Here is a 7,233-nt window from a genome sequence, read left to right on the forward strand (position 1 = left end):
CGGTACTGGTTGTCGGTAAAGAGCTCCTGCGCCTGGGCCGGCACCTTGGCGAAGATTTTCGTGTAGCCCCGGGTGAGGGCGAGGCTGTCGAGGTGCGGCAGGATCTCGGGCAAATCGCCCATGGAGAGGCTCATCAGGTAGGCCCGGTTGCTGTGCTTGCCGTGCTGGATCGATGAATTGCCGAAGGCTTCTACGCGATCAGTCATTGTTTCTGCGCTCCATTCGCTCGTTGTTTTCGGGCGTCAGGGAAATCGTTTCGTTTTTGTCCGAGAGCAGCATCTCGATGCCGGTGGCGAGGCATTCCTCGGCGTCTTCGAGCTTGAGCTGCAGCCGGCAGTCGGCGCAGTTGCGGTCGCAGAAGGTCGTTTTGTAACTCTCCGGTTCCTGGTAGGTGGTGATGACCCCCTCGTAGTTGCGCAGGACCACCTTGTTGGTCGACAGGGAAATCAGGTAGTTGGGGGTCAGCGGAATCTTGCCGCCGCCGCCGGGAGCATCGATGACGTAGGTGGGGACGGAGAAGCCGCTGGTGTGCCCGATCAGGCTCTCCATGATCTCGATCCCCTTGCCGACCGGGGTGCGGAAATGGGTCAGCCCTTCGGAGAGGTCGCACTGGTACAGGTAGTAGGGGCGCACCCGGTTTTCCACCAGCTTGTGAATCAGCGATTTGATAATGCGCGGACAGTCGTTGACCCCGGCCAGCAGCACCGTCTGGTTGCCCAGTGGGATGCCGGCGTCGGCCATTTTGCGCAGCGCCTGCTTCGACGAGGTGGTGATCTCCCGCGGGTGGTTGAAGTGGGTGTTGACCCAGAGCGGATGGTGTTTCTTCAGCATCGCCACCAGCTCGTCGGTGATCCGGTACGGAAGCACCACCGGCATGCGGGTGCCGATGCGGATCACCTGCACATGGGGGATCCGGCGCAGTTCGGTGAGAATCCAGTCGAGGTAGTCGTCGCTGAGCATCAGGGGATCGCCGCCCGAAAGGAGCACGTCGCGCACCTCCGGCGTCTGCCGGATGTACTCCAGCCCCAGGCGGACCGCCTCCTTGCCCGGAATGGAGTCGACGTCGCCGACCTTGCGCTTGCGGGTGCAGTGGCGGCAGTACATGGAGCAGACGTTGCTGACCTGGAACAGCACCCGGTCCGGGTAGCGGTGGGTGATCACCCCCGGCACCGGGCTGTCCTTGTCCTCGGCCAGCGGGTCGGCCATGTCGCGGCGGTCGATGACCAGCTCCTCGGGGGAGGGAAAGGCCTGGCGGAAGACCGGGCCGCTCTGCCAGTTCTCGGTGTCGATCAGCGACAGGTAATAGGGGGTGATGGAGAGCGGGAACTTCTCGAGGGTCTGCTCGAGCTTGCTTCGCTCATCCGGCGAAAATTGGATCCCCAGCAGCAGCTCGACGGTGTCGATGTCCTGGATCGAATGCTTGAGCTGCCACTTCCAGTCCTTCCATTGCGACAAGGGGACGTTTTCGGGGGAAATTTTATCGGCGAGTTCCTGTTGATTGGCGCTGTATATCGGCAAGGTAAGACTCCTTTGTGCTACCTGTGGCTAAAAAACGTTTGTTCCACGATTATGGTCTGCCCCTCCGGCGTTTCTCCCGTAACGGCATTACCCGTAAACGCAAAGACGCGCAGACTCCTGGCGGCCACTCGATGTTGGCCGTCGGAGCGGAACCTGCAGAGCCCGGAAGGGATGTGCGGCTTAGAAACCGGGTGGAGGCTGGAAGCGGGAGCGGACTTGGAGGACTTCGGGGCGTTTGGTATTCAGGGGGGTGTTCGGCGGTACGGAACCCGTATCAGCTTCAGACAGGGGAGGAATATAAAAGCTGCTTTTTTTACTGTGGGAATTCATAGCTCTCTTTTCGTTGAATTGCGGCTCTTCCCGAAGGAAGCCGTCGGAAATCGTTCTCCGTTGATTCTCGAAAGTGATCCACGAAGATAACACACTCGAAAATGCATGTCAAAAAACCGACTCGCAAAGGGCGGCTGGCTGATGCGGATGCCAAGCCCCGTAGGTATTGCAGGTGCCTGTAATGTTTGATAAACAGCAATGTTTTGTAGCTGGCGGAAATGGTTGTATTTTTTTCGAAACGCTGCGTTGCGGGGGCGCATGCCTGGGGGGTGGGGGCGGCGGTGATTTTCGGGGACTGAAGGGGCGGCGCGAGACCGATGCCGGTCCGAAGGCGAACCGGGAAAGACCCGCGCCTGGTCGGCGAGCGGATCCTTCCCGGGGGAAAGGCTTGGATGAGGCGGATCGAAACGACAGGCGCTTCGTTCTTCTGGCGACGCCGTCAGTCTATCGCGAGCACATCGACAGAAACCTTCAACTTGTGCTCTCCGCCGCCGAACGCCACCCCTTTTAACGGGGTCACATCGGCAAAGTCGCGGCCCCAGGCGACGGTGATGTGCTGTTCCTGGGGGGTCTGGTTGTTGGTCGGGTCGAAGTCGAGCCAGCCGGTTCCCGGTTGGTAGACCGAAAACCAGGCGTGCGAGGCGTCGGCGCCGACCAGCCGCTCGGTACCGGGGGGCGGCATGGTCTCGATGTAGCCGCTCACGTAGCGCGCCGCCAGCCCCTGGGAGCGCAGGCAGCCGATCGCCAGGTGGGCAAAATCCTGGCAGACCCCGCGGCGGTGGGCCAGGACCTCTTTCAACGGGGTCGCGATGGTGGAGAACTCGGGGTCGTACTTGAACTCATGGTAGATTCGCTGCATCAGGTCGTGCACCGCTTCGACCAGCGGCTTTCCGGCAGGAAAAGAGGGCCGGGCGTAGTCGGCCAGCAGGTCGTCGACACTGACGGTCGGCGAATCGAGGATGAACTGGGAGGCCTCAATGACCTCGACGGAGCGGTCGCTGCGCAGGCGATCCCGGACGCTCTCCCAGGAGAGGCTCCAGGCATTGTCAAGCAGGGGCGACTTTTCGACTTCGATCTCGCTGGTCGCCGTCACGATCATCCGGTCGTGGGGGTGCCGGATGGAGAAATAGTCCGTCCGGTTGCCGAAATAATCGATCCGTTCATAGTGGTCATTGGGCAGCGGGTCGACCTGCAGCTCGCACGAGAGAACCCGCTGGTGCGGCAGCTCGCGCGGCAGCAGGCGGGCCTCGTTGTAGCAGAGCCCGACCAGCGCTTCGTAGATGAACTCGGTGATGTGGGTCACGCGGTATTTCATACGTCCTCATCCTGCTGTTGCGGCGACAGCTGCTGAGGCGGCTGCGAATGGCTGAAATAGGTGCTGGTAATCACGTCGGAGAGCCGCCAGAGGCTCTCGGTCTGCCCGGCCAGCAGCTCATCCAGGGCCTTGCAGTAGCCGTCCTCCTCCACGATCTTCGACAGCTCCGCGGCATCGGCCAGGCGCAGCCTGGTGTAGGCTTCGAGAACGCAGCGTTCGTCCTCGCCGAGCCGCGGTGAAGTGCGGTCTCTCGGCAGGTCGGCGATGTGCTGCTGCAGGCATTCGAGTTGATAGGCCAGCGACCTGGGGTGGTTCCGGTCCATCAGGATCAGCTCGAGAACGGTCGGCAGGTGCATGTACGAGCGGTAGCGGCGGCGGAAGGTATTCAGGCTGTCGCAGATGATCAGCACCCTCTCCATCAGCTGGCGCTGCACGGACCCATCCATGTGGGGAACCAGGGTGGCCCGCAGCAGGGAAATCAGGCCCAGCGCCCGCTCCAGTCGCCGGCCGATGTCGAGCAGCAGCCAGCCCGCTTCGCGGGTCATGCTCTCGGCGTTGAGGCCGCTGAAAGCGACCAGCTGCATGACCAGGTGATCGAGGCGGTCCTCGGTCCGGTAGTTCCCCGGCCCCGGCGATTCTTCTTCGTCGGCCCAGTCCTGCTGGATCGCGTCGATTACCCGCCAGATCTCGGCCGGCCAGTGATCCCTGACCGTCAGCGCCACCTGGCCGAAGGACTGCAGGATGGAGGCCAGGCTGCCGGCCCGGTCGGCATTCTGCAGCAGCGAATGGAGCTCGGGCCGGGGTTTGCGCAGGAGTTCTTCGGCTCCTTCGTCGACGAAACCGGGATAGGTTCCGGTCACGTGGGTCAGGGCGCGCAGCAGGCTGTGCAGGTAGGGCTTCGGGATTTCGCCGTTGGCATCGCGCTGCTCTCGCCTGAGCAGATAGATGGCGCGCAGCAGGCGGGCGGTTCCTTCGGCCCGTTCCACGTAGCGGCCGGCCCAGAAGAGGCTGTCGGCGGCCCGGCTCGGCAGCGGTTCGGCGCGCAGCGGCAGGACCTGGTCGAGCTGCGGCTGTCGCCAGAGGCTGACATACCGCACCGGATCTTTCGAAAGCACCCAGGCGTCCTTGCTCAACCCCCCGGATTTGTTTGAAACAACCAGTTCCCCTGCTTGCGCGGCGATGCGCGTCAAGCCGCCGGGCATGGCGATATAGCCCGTATCACCGGCGACCAGAAAAGAGCGAAGGATCGTGTGGCGCGGTTCGACCCAGCCGTCGACCAGCGATGGCGCCGTCGAGAAGCTGACCATCTCCTGGCCGATGTAGAGATGCGGCTTGTGCAGGATGCGCTCGCGCAGCTCGGACTGCTCGGCGGCCGTGAGCTCGGCGCCGAAGATCGCGCGATAGCCCCGGGTACGGTGGATCGACTTGATGACCAGGTGGTCGAGGTTTTCCAGCACGAAGTTGCGCTCGCTCTCTTGCCCGCACCACCAGGTGGCCACCGAGGGGAGTTTGAGATCCTCGCCGAAAAAATGCCGGGCGATGTTCGGCATGAAGGCCATCAGCCCGGGGTTCTCAAGGACACCGCTGCCGATCGGGTTGGCGATCGCCACATGGCCGAGACGGGCCGCCTGCAGCAGGCCGGTGACCCCGAGCCGCGAATCCTCGCGCAGTTCCAGGGGGTCGCAGTAGGCGTCGTCCAGCCGCCGCAGGATGACATCGACCTGGTGCAGCCCTTCGAGGGATTTCAGCCAGACCCGCCCGTCGCGGACGCTCAGGTCGTCTCCCTGGACCAGGGTATAACCGAGATAATTCGCCAGGTAGGCATGTTCGAAATAGGTTGAGCTGTACGGCCCGGGCGTCAGCACCACGATCCGCGGATCTTCCCGGTTCTGCGGCGCGAGGCGGGCGAGCCGGTCGCGCAGGGGCTGAAAAAAGCCGGCCAGGCGTTTGACGTGGCACTCCCGGAAGAGCGCCGGCGCGACACGGGTCATGACCATGCGGTTTTCCAGCGCATAGCCGGCCCCGGAAGGAGCCTGCGCCCGGTCATCGATCACCCACATGCGGCCGTCGGGACCGCGGGCGAGGTTGGAGGAGCACATGATCAGGGGGCGTTTGCCGGGGAAGGTCATCCCCACACAGGAGCGCTGGAAGCCGAAGTGGCTGAAAATCAGTTCCGGCGGCACAATGCCCTCTTTGAGCAGCGTCTGGGGACCGTAGAGGTCGGTCATGACCAGGTTGAGCAATTCAGCGCGCTGGACCAGACCGGCTTCGATTACCGCCCACTCTTCACCGCTGATAAAGAGCGGGATCGGATCGAACTGCCAGGGCCTGGCGGCCCCGCGCAAGCCGTCATGCATATTGAAGGTGACGCCGCTCTCGCGCAGCAGGCGCTGTGCCTCGAGGCGACGGCGTTCCAGCCCTTCTCTGCCGAGTTGGTCGAGATCCCGCATGAGGGGCTGCCAGTGAGGGAGCAGGTGTCCCTCACTGGCAACCATTTCGTCATAAGTTCCGAGCTGGGTTGCGTAAGACTGGCTGATCGACCCGGGGGGCGAGTTTTCAGGTTGCGGCACGGCTTGATCCTTGATTCGTCATCCTGTAATGGGTTTTCTGCTGCGCGATTATATTCCAGGAAGCCGGCGCAAATCTACTGTATAGGGAAATTCTTCGTTCGGTTCTTCGGCCGGCGGACTCATCGGCCGCAGCGGCCCGGCATCGGGGGTGAAGGTGCCGAGTCCGACGAAGGTGGGGGGGGCTGTCTGCACCGCCCCCGGTTCGGCGCCCAGATCCCAGAAGCGGGTGATGCGGCGGGATTCGGCCTCAAGGGCATTGACCGGGAAGACGTCGTAGCCGCGGCCGCCCGGATGGGAGACATGGTAGGTGCAGCCACCGATGGTCTGGCCGTTCCAGGTGTCGATCACGTTGAAGACCAGCGGCGAATGGGGCTTGATGGTCGGGTGCAGGGCCGAAGGGGGCTGCCAGGCCCGGTAGCGGACCCCGACCACGAACTCCCCCTTGCGCCCGGTGCTGCGCAGGGCCAGGCGGCGGCCGTTGCAGACCACCGCATGGCGCGGCTCGGTCAGGCCGCTGATGCGCAGCTGCAGCCGTTCCACCGAGGAGTCGACAAAGCGGGCGGTCCCCTGGCTCCCCATCTCTTCGCCAAGGACATGCCAGGGCTCGATGGCGAAGCGCAGTTCGAGTTCCATGGCGTCGATGTTCACCGTCCCGAAGTGCGGGAAGCGGAACTCGAGGAACGGTTCGAACCAGGCCAGCTCGAAGGGGTAGCCGGCCCGGTTGAGGTCGCTGACCACCTCGCGCATGTCTTCGCGGACGAAGTGGGGCAGCAAAAAGCGGTCATGCAGTTCGGTCCCCCAGCGTACCAGGTCGTGCTCGTAGGGCTTCTCCCAGAACCAGGCGATCAGGGAACGCAGCAGCAGGTTCTGCACCAGGCTCATGCGGGCATGGGGCGGCATCTCGAAGGCCCGCAGTTCGACCAGCCCGAGCCGCCCCGAGGGGCTGTCGGGAGAGTAGAGCTTGTCGATGCAGAACTCGGCGCGGTGGGTGTTGCCGGTCATGTCGATGAGCAGGTTGCGCATCAGGCGATCGACCAGCCAGGGGGCCGGAACCTCCCCTTTGGGCATCTGCTGAAAGGCGATCTCCAGTTCGTAAAGAGCGTCGTTGCGGGCTTCATCGACCCGCGGCGCCTGGCTGGTCGGACCAACGAACATCCCGGAAAAGAGATAAGATAGCCCCGGGTGGTGCTGCCAGTAGGTGACCAGGCTGCGCAGCAGATCGGGACGGCGCAATGCCGGGCTGTCGGCCGGGGTGGCGGCGCCGATGGTGATGTGGTTGCCGCCGCCGGTGCCGGTGTGACGGCCGTCGAGCATGAATTTTTCGGTGCCGAGGCGGCTCTGGCGGGCCTCTTCATAAAGGATGGTGGTGTTGTTCACCAGCTCGCGCCAACTGGCGGCCGGATGGATGTTAACCTCGATGACCCCCGGGTCAGGGGTGACCAGCAGCCGCTCCAGGCGGCTGTCGCGCGGCGGTTCGTAGCCTTCGAGAACCACCGGCAG

Annotated in this window: 4 protein-coding genes and 1 pseudogene; all 5 read right to left on the reverse strand. The window is 63.7% G+C overall.

The window, feature by feature from the left end; translation table 11 throughout:
• Window positions 1–206 (reverse strand): annotated as a pseudogene (locus ABYV89_RS12740) (putative beta-lysine N-acetyltransferase); the annotation flags it as partial.
• On the reverse strand, window positions 199–1,518 hold the full coding sequence (ablA, locus tag ABYV89_RS12745; RefSeq protein WP_432823332.1) for a lysine 2,3-aminomutase: 1,320 nt from the start codon (window positions 1,516–1,518) through the stop codon (window positions 199–201). The gene ablA and the pseudogene ABYV89_RS12740, both read right to left, overlap by 8 nt.
• A 769-nt stretch (window positions 1,519–2,287) precedes the next feature.
• Window positions 2,288–3,163 carry a transglutaminase family protein gene (locus ABYV89_RS12750; RefSeq protein ID WP_432823333.1) on the reverse strand — a complete coding sequence of 292 codons (876 nt, stop codon included), beginning with the start codon at window positions 3,161–3,163 and terminating at the stop codon, window positions 2,288–2,290.
• Window positions 3,160–5,733, reverse strand: coding sequence for a circularly permuted type 2 ATP-grasp protein (locus ABYV89_RS12755; protein WP_432823334.1), 2,574 nt, complete (start codon window positions 5,731–5,733; stop codon window positions 3,160–3,162). Before ABYV89_RS12755 ends, ABYV89_RS12750 begins: the two co-directional genes overlap by 4 nt.
• A gap of 48 nt (window positions 5,734–5,781) precedes the next feature.
• Window positions 5,782–7,233: transglutaminase family protein (locus tag ABYV89_RS12760; protein ID WP_432823335.1), on the reverse strand; the 1,452-nt coding region annotated here is incomplete at its 5' end.

It is taken from the genome of Trichloromonas sp. (assembly GCF_041583255.1).
Classification (GTDB): domain Bacteria; phylum Desulfobacterota; class Desulfuromonadia; order Desulfuromonadales; family Trichloromonadaceae; genus Trichloromonas.